At 40.0% G+C, this 12,921-nt stretch carries 10 protein-coding genes; 4 read left to right on the plus strand and 6 right to left on the minus strand.

The features are described from left to right. Window positions 1-210 precede the first annotated feature (210 nt). From L0657_RS20755 to L0657_RS20775, 5 genes are all read right to left on the minus strand, one after another. Window positions 211-1,209 carry an alpha/beta fold hydrolase gene (locus L0657_RS20755; RefSeq protein ID WP_235152687.1) on the minus strand — a complete coding sequence of 333 codons (999 nt, stop codon included), beginning with the start codon at window positions 1,207-1,209 and terminating at the stop codon, window positions 211-213. 92 nt (window positions 1,210-1,301) lie between these two features. Further along, window positions 1,302-2,465 (minus strand): MFS transporter, encoded by a 1,164-nt coding sequence (locus L0657_RS20760; protein ID WP_235152688.1) that lies wholly within the window; start codon window positions 2,463-2,465, stop codon window positions 1,302-1,304. A 328-nt stretch (window positions 2,466-2,793) separates the two neighbouring features. Further along, complete coding sequence (locus L0657_RS20765) at window positions 2,794-3,204, minus strand: hypothetical protein (RefSeq protein WP_235152689.1); 411 nt, start codon at window positions 3,202-3,204, stop codon at window positions 2,794-2,796. A 324-nt stretch (window positions 3,205-3,528) separates the two neighbouring features. Then, complete coding sequence (locus tag L0657_RS20770; protein WP_235152690.1) at window positions 3,529-4,410, minus strand: bestrophin family protein; 882 nt, start codon at window positions 4,408-4,410, stop codon at window positions 3,529-3,531. After that, entirely contained in the window at window positions 4,407-4,994 is a 588-nt protein-coding gene (locus L0657_RS20775) for a 3'-5' exonuclease (RefSeq protein WP_235152691.1), read from the minus strand. The genes L0657_RS20770 and L0657_RS20775 overlap by 4 nt, the downstream gene beginning before the upstream one ends. Window positions 4,995-5,125: 131 nt before the next feature. Between L0657_RS20775 and nspC the strand changes: the two genes are divergently transcribed. After that, window positions 5,126-6,283 (plus strand): carboxynorspermidine decarboxylase, encoded by a 1,158-nt coding sequence (nspC, locus tag L0657_RS20780; RefSeq protein WP_235152692.1) that lies wholly within the window; start codon window positions 5,126-5,128, stop codon window positions 6,281-6,283. 49 nt (window positions 6,284-6,332) lie between these two features. Here nspC and L0657_RS20785 read toward each other — a convergent pair whose 3' ends face one another. After that, on the minus strand, window positions 6,333-7,226 hold the full coding sequence (locus L0657_RS20785) for a PIG-L deacetylase family protein (protein WP_235152693.1): 894 nt from the start codon (window positions 7,224-7,226) through the stop codon (window positions 6,333-6,335). 292 nt (window positions 7,227-7,518) lie between these two features. Here L0657_RS20785 and L0657_RS20790 point away from each other — a divergent pair, with 292 nt between their 5' ends. From L0657_RS20790 to bamD, 3 genes are all read left to right on the plus strand, one after another. Beyond that, window positions 7,519-9,165 (plus strand): CTP synthase, encoded by a 1,647-nt coding sequence (locus L0657_RS20790; protein ID WP_235152694.1) that lies wholly within the window; start codon window positions 7,519-7,521, stop codon window positions 9,163-9,165. Window positions 9,166-9,261: 96 nt separating this feature from the next. Continuing rightward, window positions 9,262-11,085 carry a membrane protein insertase YidC gene (gene yidC, locus L0657_RS20795; RefSeq protein WP_235152695.1) on the plus strand — a complete coding sequence of 608 codons (1,824 nt, stop codon included), beginning with the start codon at window positions 9,262-9,264 and terminating at the stop codon, window positions 11,083-11,085. Between the two features lie 120 nt (window positions 11,086-11,205). Next, complete coding sequence (bamD, locus tag L0657_RS20800; RefSeq protein ID WP_235152696.1) at window positions 11,206-12,915, plus strand: outer membrane protein assembly factor BamD; 1,710 nt, start codon at window positions 11,206-11,208, stop codon at window positions 12,913-12,915. Window positions 12,916-12,921 lie beyond the last annotated feature (6 nt).

The following is a 12,921-nucleotide window of genomic DNA, read 5'->3' on the forward strand; positions in this document are numbered from 1 at the left end:
TTAAATATTAAATTATGAGGAGTTACATTTTCATTTTTGAAAAACATAACATCACACTTTTCTAAAAAATAGCCTTACTGGACTAAAAATAGCTTAATTACCAAGAAGTATCAAAAAATCTTATTCAACGTATTTTTGTAGAAAAAGACGTTGAGGCGTGACAAAAGAAAAGAACGAACTATAACTTAACCAAGTCATAGTCCGTCTTAATTATTTTATAAAATTCAACAAAGGTTTTATAAAACGATCGAAATCTTCAATGTGTGGCAGATGGCCGATGTTATCAAGTTCAACCAGTTGGCTGTTTTTGATCAGGTTTTGCGTTTTCTTTCCGAGTTCAGGATAATTTCCCATGGTTTTCTGGTCTTCCGGCGTCGCATAATTTTTCCCTACTGCGCTACGGTCGCGCTGGCCGATGATCAAAAGCGTTGGTGTTGATATATTCTGAAATTCATATACAACCGGCTGGGTCATAATCAGATCGTATGTCAACGCATTATTCCAGGCAACTTTTGGATAATCTTTGTTGAGCGTCCAGCCTGCTGAAAGGTTCACCCAGCGTGTATATTGGTCTTTCCATTTTCCGTCATAATAGCTATTAAGCTGATATTTTTTTATTGACTCAAAATTGCTTTTCAGCTCGCTCTGATACCATTTATCTACGGTTTGATATGGCACTTTTAATTTATAATCTTCCAGTCCGATAGGATTTTCCAGGATCAGTTTCTCAACTATTTCCGGGTACATGAGCGCGAAGCGTGACGCAACCATTCCACCCATGGAATGGCCCAGCACAATAACTTTTGAGATTTTAAGAGTATCCAGAATTTGCTTTGTATTGGAAGCAAGCTGGTGAAATGAATATTGAAAGTGATCAGGTTTTGAAGATTTCCCAAAACCAATTTGATCGGGAATAATGACGCGGAATCCCGATTCAGTTAATGCTTTGGCAGTCTGTTCCCAATAGGCCCCATTGAAATTTTTTCCATGTAAAAGAATAATGCTTTTTCCATTCGGCTTTTGCGGCTGAACATCCATGTAAGCCATTCGTAGTTTCTCTTTCTGAATGGTGAGTGAAAGAAATTTTACGGGAAAAGGATATTGATAATTTTCCAGATTGATATCCAGATTTCGCAGAGAATCTTTCTGCGCATGAGTATTAAAGGAAAATGCAAGGCAAAAAAATGCCAGGATTAATTTGGTTTTCATAATTTGTAAAATAAGTAGCCGGAATGAGTTTGATATCATCCCGGCTACTAAAAATATACCAATATGTTCGCCTGGTTAGGCTTAACGAGAAATTACTGAATCAATTTTGCCCTTGAAGAAAGAAGAGTTGTACAGAAAGCAAGTACACCCACCACAGCAAATGAGAAGCGCAAGTCAGCCATTTGTGCGACGATTCCAATCAATGGTGGTCCGATAAGAAAACCTATAAAACTGATTGAAGAAACTGCTGCTAACGCCATTCCGGCAGACATTGTTGTCGATTTACCTGCCGCGCTGTATACCAAAGGAACGACGGATGAAACGCCGAAACCAACCAGTAACAATCCAAAAGTCGCTGACGCCATATAAGGAAAGAAAACGGCCAGAGCCATTCCCGACGCCATAAATAAACCGCTAACCTGAAGCATTTTTTTTCTGCCAATTTTATTTGCGAGCCAGTCACCGGCAAAACGTCCGCCGGTCATAGTTCCCATAAAAGCAACATACCCCATGGTTTTCATGGAAGCCGGCACTTTCACAACTTCCATAAAATAGACGCCGGACCAGTCAAACATAGCACCTTCACAAACCATCGCACAAAACCCAATCAGCCCAAGCATCAGCAGGTCGCGGTCTGGTTTTACAAACATAGGTTGTTCTTCACCAGCAGTCTTTTCGCTGTCAGGCATCGTATGTTTGTAGGCTGTAAATATGATAGCGAAAGCAGCTACCGCAATCACCATAAAATGGATATGCGGAGGAATGTTGACGGAGATGAAAAATGTCCCGATCAAAGCACTGACAAAACCAGCCAAACTCCACAGTCCGTGAAAAGAAGCCATGATTGATTTTCCATAAACTTGTTCTACGGCAACTGCCTGCGTATTTACAGCGATGTTACAAAGGTTTCCCCAAAGCCCGAATGCAAAGAGTACGATTACCAGTTGTTCTGTTCTGGTAGCAAAACCGATAAATGTTAAAGTGATCGCGTACAATATTGCTCCGAAAAGCACCATTTTTTTACTGCCGTATTTGGTTACCATCCATCCGGAGATCGGCAAACTAGCCATGAGCCCGAGCGGCAGCGCTAGCAATACTGTTCCTAAACCACCTTCGGTAAGGTGCAGCATATTCTTGATATCAGGAATACGGCTTGCCCATGCGGCAAAACTTAATCCTTGAACAAAGAAAAATGCAGCTACTGCAAGTCGCAGATACTTTTTTGATTGAGGCGGTGCTAAAATTGTATATGACATGTGTATAAAAGTTGCTCTGCGGCTTATTCTAATTGTTTTTTAAAAAACTAAAATATAATATTTCGCAGAATTGTAAGTTTTCTCTTTTGGTGTTAATCTAATCAGGGTTGGAATATAAAATTACCTGTTGTTGCAATGATAACGATGAAGCATATAATTTAATTTCGTCAATTTGCATTATTTCAATAAGATAAAAAGGTACTTTTTGTACTATTTGAAGAACTTTTGATTTGAAGTGGTTTTTTGCAAAATATGCACGTTGAAATCGCCGGGCAATAAAAAAACCGGAACCTTTCGGCTCCGGTTTTAATTCTATTTATTCGTTTGATTAGTCTACAAAAGCAACAGAATCAGATTTTGACTGAATTCGGGCTACTTCTAACTTCTGAGCTCTTTCTGCGTTTGCAGGAGTCTTGTAGTTTCTTGGAGAGATCAACGGATTAATGTCAACCCCTTCTTTTTGGTACGTTCTCTCAAAAACCAGAGGCGTAGCGCGTGGCGCATACTTTGGCGTTGTGCTAACGTAACGGGTGTTCTGTTGCTTGCTATATGTTTCGATCGTGTTGATGTTCGAAACAACAATTTCATCCTTACGTTGTGCACGTGCTTTGGCAGCTTTGTTCGGGTGTTTGTAATTGTGCGTCGAGATGCCAGGATCTACCTGATTCGACTGCGCGTTAGCCGCGATTGAGGTTCCTGCTGAAAATATAACGGCTATGATGAAAGCTAACTTGTTCATATTATTGGATGTTTATCAATTAGTAATAACAACAATCCCGAAGGATCATATGCAAGAAACAAATTAATATGAAAAGTGCCTAATTTGGCTAAAATCAACGATTTTGCAAGATTTTAGAGAATGGATTGCAAAAATATGGCGTTAAACTTGGAAAATTGTAAAACTTGTGAAAACAGGTTTAAGGTTTACACCCAACAGCTATAAATAATATAATTTTGCAAAAAACAGGTTCAAAATGACGATTGAAAAATAATTTAAAATTGTTGAAATTTTAATCAAATTCTAATAATTGAGCAGAAAAACTTATGAAATCTTCTGTTTCGGTTACTTTAAAAGCGCCTGAGCAGAAGTTTGTATGCCCGCACATATCCTATCAATGGGTAGGTCATTCGCGTCTATTCCGAATGGATCTTCGATTTCTTCGGCGATCACTTCCAGGCTGGCAAGGATGTAGAAGACAAACATGACAAAAGGAATTACCAGAAAGTGTAAACTGAATACATATCCGATGGGCAGGGTAAGACAATATATAAAGATAAACTTTTTAATAAATGAGCTATAAGATAACGGTATCGGAGTATTCTTTATTCTTTCGCAGGCTCCGCAAATATTGGTAAACGCTTCAAGTTCGTGATTTAACAGAATGAGATGTTCTGGGAGAATTATCCCCGATCTTTGCAAGGCAATTGATTTGCTAAAAAGTGCGGCGGCAATCTGGTTGGGAATATGGTCATCCAGGTGCAGATCCGACTGTTTAAAAGTAGAAGTTTCTGTAAAATCGTTGGCCACAAAATGGCCTCGTAAATGATTCTTAAAAGCGAATGCATAGTTAGGAATCATAAGTCTGAAAAACTCCCGAACTTCGGTATGCTCCGGACCAACCAATCCGCTGATTTTTAAAGCTAGGTTTCGGCTGCAATTCATCAATGATCCCCACTGTTTCCGGCCTTCCCACCAACGGTCGTAAGCCGTATTTGTTCTAAAAACAAGTAGCATGGATATTACAAACCCAAGAAGGGAATGCATCAGTGATATGTTTTTCAGATCCGTATTCTCTCCGATCCGCCAGTCGACTACAATCAGATAAGCAAGGACAGTCGTGTAGATACCAATAGAAATGATCAGTGGCATCAGTTTCCTAACCGTATCTGCCTTTTGAAAGTAGAAAATATATTTGAACCAATCCTTCGGGTTGTAATCAATCATATCAGTTTGACTTTGTCGATCAGTTTGAAAAATTCTTTGAAACAGCGCGCCGTCAGTTGTGCATCTTCCAAAGCATTATGCGTTTCCTCTTCCCTTTCAAAACCGAAAAAGCTCGCAACCGAGCCTAAACTAAGCGATCTGGGAACAGATTGTCCATTCTTTTCCAGGATCATAAAGAAAAGATAAGAAACGGTATGCAAGTCAATTTGTTTGTTGGAGAATGGCCAGTTCATTTTTTCGTTCTTGTAGGCATATCGAAGGAAATTTATATCATATACAACACTTTGACCGCAAATGATGACGTTGGACAAATTTGGCTTTCCGGCATTTAGTTTTTTTACCCATTTTTCAAATTCCGGCAGAACGTCATATATCATCGGCGCATCTTCCAGATCATCAATGGATAAGCCATGCACTTCCTCCGATTTGGCAGTGAACGCTTCCTCATTTTCAGGATACACATTTTGAAGGTATGTCCCTAGCGACCGCCACTGATCATCAAAGAATTCGGCTCCGATTTGAATGATTTCATTCCAGCCAGGCTCGGGGCCCGTCATTTCAATATCAAGCACGAGGAAGGACATAGTTCTGTATTATTAATTTGAAATGAAAATTGTAAAATGTGTTTTTCGCAATTCTATCTTTTACTTTTGTGTGCAAATGTAAATAAACATTGCTTTTACCTCATTGATTCATCGTTCATTTGTCTATAAAAATGCCAATTGATTACACAAATATTCCGTCTCCTTGTTTTGTTTTAGAAGAGTCGCTTCTTCGTAAAAACCTTTCTCTGATCGATCATGTACAAAAATCCGCCGGATGCAAGATTATTCTTGCCTTGAAAGGTTTTTCGATGTACAGCGCTTTTCCTATCGTGAAAGAATATCTGAGCGGGGCAACAGCCAGTTCACTGAATGAAGTTAAACTGATCAACGACTTCATGGGATATCAGGCTCATACGTATATGCCGGCATACCTTGATCAGGAGTTTTCCGAGATTATGGAACGCAGCAGTCACATAACTTTTAATTCTTTCAGCCAATGGGAGCGTTTTCAGACGCGTGTTGAAGAATTCAAAACAGCCAATCCGGAGCATTCTTTATCCTGTGGAATACGTGTGAATCCGCAATATTCGGAAGTAGAAACCGATATGTATAATCCCTGTGTACCTGGTTCACGTCTTGGAGTAACCCGCGACAAATTACCAGATACTTTGCCAGCCGGGATCGATGGAATTCATTTTCATTCTCTTTGCGAAAATGATTCATCTACATTAGAAAGAACTCTTGAAGCGCTTGAATCTCGTTTTGCAGATCTTTTGCATCAGGCGAAATGGCTCAACATGGGTGGTGGACATTTGATGACCAGAGAAGGATATGATATTGATAAGCTGATCAATCTTGTTCAAAAAATTCGTGAAAAATACAATATTGAAGTCATTCTTGAACCCGGTTCGGCAATAGCCTGGCGGACTGGTGAGCTGGTAACCACTGTACTTGATGTTATGGATAGTCAAGGAATTGACGTGGCGATTTTGGACACTTCATTCGCCGCGCATATGCCTGATACTTTGGAAATGCCTTACAAACCTGTGATCAGAGGCGCATACCAGGAAGCACAACCGGGAAAACCAACGTACAGAATGGGAGGGATGACCTGCCTTGCGGGAGACTTTATCGGAGATTACTCATTTGATAAGCCATTAGAGATCGGTGATCAGATTATCTTTGAAGATATGATCCATTATACAATGGTAAAAACGACAACTTTTAACGGTGTTAATCTACCTTCCATTGGTATCTGGCAAAAAAATGGCACTTTTCGCTTGATCCGGTCATTTGGATATGAGAGTTTTAAAGACCGTTTATCGTAATTAATAAGGATCTTACAGATGTTAATTTCATCTGTAAGATCCTTCATTTTTAGGGGAGCATTGGAAATAACTTCCTGATTTCTTCCGTTGTCGGTTGTTTTCCATATTCACAGATTTCAAAAACTTCCGCCTGTTTTACCAATTCCGCTTTTTCTTTTCCGTACCACTTATCCAGAGAAATCTTTATTTCAGGCGTCACAGATGATCTTTTTTCCATTGCCGCCAGGAGCCATTTTTTTCGTTCTTCCAAATCTTTTGGAACATTTTCCAGGTCCTGATTTGTCCACGGCAACCATTCATAAAATTGAGAAACGTGTGCGTCCAGACCGTGAACTTTCTGTGGCATTACCCCGGTGATATCGACAGCAATATCCGGCCTGAACGGATTCGGCTTTTGGAAACGATCACGAAAGTAAAGAAACACAGGGTTTTTTCTCAAGGGCGGAACGTTACTTGCAATATTAGGAACGATGACCAGATAGGCAGCATCCTGTACAATGACGCCGGTATTTCTATGATCCGGATGATAATCATTAGTTCTTGGGGCAATCACAATGTCTGCGTTCCACTTTCTGATCTGCCTGATCACTTCAAGGCGGTTTTCCAGCGTCGGCATCAATTCACCGTCATTATTTTTCAAAACTTCATATTCAATTCCAAAACGTTTTGCAGCTTCCTTCGCTTCTTTCAGTCGGCGGTAATAAATCTGCCCCTCATTCATGCTCTGATGGCCTTTATCTCCGTTTGTCAGCGACACGAATTTCACTTTATGCCCCATTGAAGAATAAAGCAGAGCAATGCCACCGGCTCCCAGGTCGCAATCGTCGGGATGAGCACCGAAAACAATGACGCGTATAGGGGAGAAAGGTTCTGGTTTTACATTCTGTGCCTGTGTTATAAAAGAGACAGAACTGACCCAAAGGAATAGAATATACTTTTTCATAAGTCAGATTAATTAAGTAAAGGTTTAGTGTTTGCTAAAAATAATCAAATTTCTTGAATCCTGTCTGGGTCATAAAATATAACCTGACATACGAAAAATTGTATTTTTAAGGCGGATTAGCGGCATAAGTGCAATCCCGGAAATGTTCAAATAAAATTTTTTTATGCGGTTATTACATAGACTTACAATCGCTTACGCAGGGTTATAGAAATATTTCAAGCCCAAGTCATGAAAATCTGTCTTTTTTGCTGTACTTTTGTATCCCGTAATCATAGAAAAAAAGCAAAGTCTTATGGCTTCCAAAGCACGAAAGACCGCTAAGTACATTTTCGTTACGGGCGGTGTTACATCATCATTAGGTAAAGGGATTATAGCTTCATCTCTCGCTAAATTGCTGCAAGCCAGAGGGCTTTCAGTCACAATCCAAAAATTTGATCCGTATATAAATATTGATCCGGGAACTATGAATCCTTACGAGCATGGCGAATGTTACGTAACGGACGATGGTGCGGAAACGGATCTTGACTTAGGTCACTACGAGCGTTTTTTAAACGTCAGCACTTCTCAGGCAAATAATGTTACTACTGGTCGGGTTTATCACAATGTTATAACCGCTGAAAGACGCGGAGATTTCCTTGGTAAAACTGTTCAGGTTGTTCCTCACATTACCGATGAGTTAAAAAGAAATATGATGTTGCTGGGTCAAACCGGTGATTATGATATTGTTATTACTGAAATTGGTGGTTGTGTAGGTGATATTGAGTCACTTCCTTTTTTGGAAGCAGTTCGTCAAATAAAATTTGAACTGGAACACCACGACACATTAATCATTCACCTGACTCTTATTCCGTATCTGAATTCTGCGGGTGAATTAAAAACAAAGCCAACGCAGCACTCGGTAAGGATGTTGCAGGAATCAGGTATCCAGCCGGATATTCTTGTTTGTCGTACCGAACATCCATTGCCAACAGATCTTCGTAAGAAAATTGCATTGTTCTGTAACGTTCAGGTTAATTCCGTTATCGAAGCCATGGACGCCGACACAATTTATGCTGTGCCGTTGTTGATGTTAAAAGAAAGACTGGATCAGCGTGCACTGTATATGCTTGACATATATAATGATAAAGACGTTGACCTTGATGCCTGGAAGACATTCCTTTCTCGACTAAAAAATCCGATCGACGCCATCAGAGTTGGTTTGGTTGGAAAATATGTCGAGTTACATGACGCTTACAAATCTATTGTTGAATCATTCATTCATGCAGGTTCGGCTAATGAGTGTAAAGTGACGATTGAGTGGATACATTCTGAAAGCCTTACGCCCGAAAATGTAGTTGAAAAACTTTCCGGGTTGGATGGTGTTTTGGTTGCTCCTGGTTTTGGGGAACGCGGGATTGACGGAAAAATTGAAGCGATCCAGTATGTTCGTGAAAATGGTATTCCTTTCTTCGGCATTTGTTTAGGTATGCAAATGGCTGTCATTGAGTATGCTCGTAATGTTGTTGGTTTGGAAGGCGCGCATTCTGTGGAAATGGATGCCTCAACAGAACATCCGGTCATTAACCTGATGGAAGATCAGAAAGATGTTGCCAATATGGGCGGAACGATGCGTTTGGGCGCCTATCCATGCCGGTTGAAAAAAGATTCTCTTGCTAACCGAATCTACGGAAAACTGAATATTAAAGAACGTCACCGTCACCGTTACGAATTTAATAACAAATATTTGAAAGCTTTCGAGGAGAAAGGACTAATGGCTACTGGTATCAATCCGGACAACAATCTGGTTGAGATGGTGGAACTTCCGGGACACCCTTTTTACGTGGGCGTGCAGTTTCACCCTGAATTGAAAAGTACGGTTATGAACCCGCATCCGCTGTTCGTAAATTTCGTAAAAGCGGCGTTGACATATTCATTGGAAAAACGTTCAGTTGTGTCCTGATTTGATCTATTCCTCTAATCAGGAAAGCCAATCAGGAAAAACTTATTACCTTTGCCCTCCCGAAGAGGATAATATTTCAATAATTTTTAGTTTAGAATGGATAAAAATTTTGTAATCGGCTTAGTACTTATAATGCTAATGCTGGTCGGCTATCAGTTTCTGGTTCCAAAACCAGTTGAACCCGCTCCGATAGCCCAAGTGAATTCGGACTCTGCCAAGGCTGCCACAGCACAAGCAGCGATAAAAGCAGATACCACGACGCAGGCAACCGTATCAGGCGATACAGCCGTAGTGAAAATCGCCCCTCAGGACCTGGTTATAGAAACCACAGATTCCCGTATTGTTTTTACAAATAAGGGTGGTGTTTTAAAAGAAGTAATGTTGAAAAAATACAAAACTTATGATAAAAAACCCCTTTACCTTATCGTTGAAAACCACAATAAATTTCAAATTAACTTCCCGACACAAACAGGGAATGTAAATTTGGCTGATCAGTTTTTCACGACTTCTTCAAAAGGTCAAACGCTTGCAGCGAAGGATTCGGCAATAATCACTTATCGTACTGATTTGGGTAAAAACCAGTTTGTTGAACAAACCTACGTTGTTCACGGCACTGGTTATGTGATTGACTATGGTATCAAATCCAATAGCCTCGTAGCCGGTGATAAGTCAATTCAGCTGGATTGGAAAAATGATCTTCTGAAACTTGAAAATGATATGACTGAAAACCGTAAGGCGATTACAGTCAATTATTATACCGACGGACTGCATAGTTTATCACAAAGCCCAACTGCAAACGAAGAAGCAAAAGCAGAAGATCCTGTTAAATGGTTTACCATTAAGCATAAATATTTTCTTGCTGGTTTAATTGCTGAAAAACACCCGTTTACAAATGTGGATGTTAAAACGGATGTGAATGTCAATGACACAACGATTGTGAAAACTGCGAATGTTGCAGCGTCAATCCCCATGTCGGCCGTTCAGAAAAACGAAGCAAATTTCCACTTCTACATTGGGCCAAATGATTACCATATCGTTCAAAAAGTTCAGGCTGAGAATTTTGAGGAAAACGTTTATCTGGGTTACGCATTTCTGAAACCAATTAATAAGTACTTCCTAGTTCCATTATTTAACTTTTTGGAAGGATTTATTTCAAATTATGGTCTTTTAATAATCTGTCTTGTATTATTTGTAAAAACGCTGCTGACGCCGCTGACCTACAAATCATACATCAGTATGGCTAAAATGAAACTGCTCGCTCCTGAGCTGGAAGAACTTAAAGCCAAAAATCCTGATGACGCTGCAAAACAACAGCAGGATCAAATGAAGTTGTATCAGGAAGTTGGTGTAAGTCCGCTAAGTGGCTGTATACCAGTACTTGCGACTATGCCTATTCTGTTTTCGCTCTTTTTCCTGTTCCCAAACCTGATCGAGCTAAGGCAGCAATCTTTCCTTTGGGCTGGCGATTTGTCGACTTATGATACATTTATCAAACTTCCGTTTGCGCTTCCTTTTTATGGAGATCACGTGAGTTTGTTCACGATCATGATGACGATTTCAAGTATCGGATATGCATATTATAACAATCAGATTACACCGAACCAGCCCGGTCCGGTGAACATGAAAATGCTGAGTTATATCATGCCGCTGATGTTCATGTTCGTTCTGAACTCGTTCCCTGCTGGTTTGACGTTCTACTATTTTGTTTCCAACGTTGTTACAATCGGACAGCAATTGCTGATCAAAAAGTTTGTGAACGAAGATAAAATAAGGAATATTCTTGAAGAAAATCGTAAGAAAAATGCTTCGGGAGAGAAAAAGCAAACGAAGTTCCAGAAGTATCTTGAAAAATCGTTACAGGCTGCTGATGAAGCTAAAAAGAAACAAGCTGACTTAGAAAAACGTACAAAACGTAAATAATAAGGCATTTTACCAATCGAGGAGGGGCAATGTTTCTGCAAGGAAACATTGCCCGTTTCTTTTTCCCTAAAAACGGTTTTCGTAATTTGACCCACCAAATTTAATCTGCCTAAAACGCCAATGAGATTTTCCATTTTGTTAATACTATTCATTTTTGCCGGATTGAGCAACTTTTCAATGGCTCAAACACCAGCACAAAATGAAACGAAATATAAAGCAGCTGTCTCCGATGTAAAAAAAGGGGCTTATAATATTGCCATTGAAAAACTGGCTCCTTTAACCAGTACCAACATTCAGGCTCCCTATTCGCCGTATGCGCATTATTATTACGCGTTAAGCGCCTATAATCTTAAACGATATAGAGAAAGTAAGCAAATGCTTCTTCAGCTTATCAGCCGTTATCCGGCCTGGAACAAAGTTAATGACGCCTACTATCTTCTTGGAGCCAATCATCTTGCTACGGAACAGTATAAGGAAGGCCTTGGATTTTTACAGCGAATCAAAGACTCTTCGTATAATAAAGACGTCCAGGCTCTTAAACAGCATTATTTTGGAGAGATAAAAGACTTAAATAAATTGAAGGAAATTCAGAGACAATTTCCTGAGGATCGTGACATAGCAATCGAGCTCATTCAATTTATTGATCGTTCCCCTGCATCAACCAAAACTGACGCTTTGCAAGCAGAACAGTTAATAGCTCAATTTAAAGTAAGCAGTAAGGAAAAAAAATCTACGGAGGCAGACGGTCCGCAAAAAAGCATTCCGAAAACTGAGGGACAATGGGAGAAAGGATATTTAAATGTTGCGGTTATGCTGCCCTTTCGGTTGGACGAGTTTAATACTTCAAAAAGAAGAACCAATCAATTTGCATACGACTATTATCTTGGGCTGGTGCAGGCGCAGAAAAAATTGGACACAGAAGGTGTCAAAATTAATCTGCTGGCTTATGACGTCACGAATGAGGCAAAGTCAATTAGTGGAATTATAGGTAATTCTGAATTTCAACAGTCCGACCTTGTTATCGGCCCGTTGTATCCAAGTACTTTTGACGTAGCCGCCGGATATGTAACAAATGCCAACATGTTCATGCTCAATCCTTTGTCAACAGACGCAAGCTTGTTATCCCGGGGAGAAAATATGTATCTGGCACATCCTTCTATTCAGTTTCAGATTCAAAAAGCTGCGGAATGGATGAAGTCTGTCGCACCGGGACCGGCCGTAGCCATCTATTATGGGAATAATGCGAAAGATTCCGTGATGGCTTTTTCTTATGCAAACGAGATTAAATTGCGCGGCGGACGGGTTTTGGAAATGCTGAAAATCATTGCGGACAGAGAATGGCTCGAAAATAAAATGTCACAATTTACGACAACTAAGCCTTCGCACGTTGCAGTTTTTGCTTCCGATGGAAGTTCAGGTGCTACAGTACTTGATGTTTTAAATGCAAGAACATTAACGACAGTTCCGGTTTTGGCTAATTCTGCCAGTTTCAATTTGCAGCAATCCCGTCTGGGTAAATACGGTTCGCGGCTTTATCTGATCGAAACTGATTACATTGATCGTGAAAAGGATCAGGTTCGGGAATTTCAAAAGGAGTACTGGGCAGCAACAAATACTTTCCCGTCTTCTTATTCGTATCAGGGATATGACCAGTTACTGTTTTTCGGACGTATGCTCGCCAAGTACAAGGATAGTCTTAAACGAGGTTTGGAGATGAGAAAGTATGATGATGATTACCTTCTTTCAGGTTTTGACTATACAAAGTCACGCGAAAATCAGATTCAGCCGTTATTAAAATATAGTGGCACAAAATGGGTGCCGGTTAGATAATTAAAT

This window comes from Dyadobacter sp. CY345, assembly GCF_021502725.1.
GTDB lineage: Bacteria > Bacteroidota > Bacteroidia > Cytophagales > Spirosomataceae > Dyadobacter.

Bases quoted from the DNA above. Each gene is read 5' to 3' on its own strand.
- L0657_RS20755 (WP_235152687.1), bottom strand. From the start codon at position 1,209: ATGAAAACCAAATTAATCCTGGCATTTTTTTGCCTTGCATTTTCCTTT.
- L0657_RS20785 (WP_235152693.1), bottom strand. From the start codon at position 7,226: ATGAAAAAGTATATTCTATTCCTTTGGGTCAGTTCTGTCTCTTTTATA.
- L0657_RS20765 (WP_235152689.1), bottom strand. From the start codon at position 3,204: ATGAACAAGTTAGCTTTCATCATAGCCGTTATATTTTCAGCAGGAACC.
- nspC (WP_235152692.1), top strand. From the start codon at position 5,126: ATGCCAATTGATTACACAAATATTCCGTCTCCTTGTTTTGTTTTAGAA.
- yidC (WP_235152695.1), top strand. From the start codon at position 9,262: ATGGATAAAAATTTTGTAATCGGCTTAGTACTTATAATGCTAATGCTG.
- L0657_RS20790 (WP_235152694.1), top strand. From the start codon at position 7,519: ATGGCTTCCAAAGCACGAAAGACCGCTAAGTACATTTTCGTTACGGGC.
- L0657_RS20775 (WP_235152691.1), bottom strand. From the start codon at position 4,994: ATGTCCTTCCTCGTGCTTGATATTGAAATGACGGGCCCCGAGCCTGGC.
- L0657_RS20760 (WP_235152688.1), bottom strand. From the start codon at position 2,465: ATGTCATATACAATTTTAGCACCGCCTCAATCAAAAAAGTATCTGCGA.
- L0657_RS20770 (WP_235152690.1), bottom strand. From the start codon at position 4,410: ATGATTGATTACAACCCGAAGGATTGGTTCAAATATATTTTCTACTTT.
- bamD (WP_235152696.1), top strand. From the start codon at position 11,206: ATGAGATTTTCCATTTTGTTAATACTATTCATTTTTGCCGGATTGAGC.